General features: G+C 40.7%; 1 protein-coding gene. It reads left to right on the top strand.

Annotated elements, in window-relative coordinates; all coding sequences use genetic code 11:
• Positions 1-442: N-6 DNA methylase (locus I6F21_RS37910; protein ID WP_225184408.1), on the top strand; the 442-nt coding region annotated here is incomplete at both ends.

Genomic DNA, 442 nt, shown 5'->3' with positions numbered 1-442 from the left:
GGCGAAGATTGTTACAGACGGTAAAGATAAATTACGTCACGTGTATGATCCAACATGTGGGTCAGGTTCATTATTGTTACGTGTTGGTAAAGAAACGCAAGTGTATCGTTATTTCGGTCAAGAACGTAACAATACCACATACAACTTGGCGCGTATGAATATGTTATTACATGATGTGCGTTATGAGAACTTCGATATCCGTAATGATGACACGTTGGAAAATCCAGCCTTTTTAGGCCATACATTTGATGCGGTTATTGCGAACCCACCATATAGTGCGAAATGGACAGCAGATTCAAAATTTGAAAATGACGAACGATTCAGTGGTTACGGCAAACTTGCGCCAAAGTCTAAAGCAGACTTTGCCTTTATTCAACACATGGTACATTACCTAGACGATGAAGGTACCATGGCAGTTGTACTCCCACATGGTGTCTTATTC

Origin of the sequence: Bradyrhizobium sp. NBAIM03 (assembly GCF_020194055.1) — a bacterium.
Lineage (GTDB): Bacteria > Pseudomonadota > Alphaproteobacteria > Rhizobiales > Xanthobacteraceae > Bradyrhizobium > Bradyrhizobium yuanmingense.
Note: the sequence above shows the minus strand (reverse complement) of the source record. Positions and strands in the feature narration are given on the sequence as shown.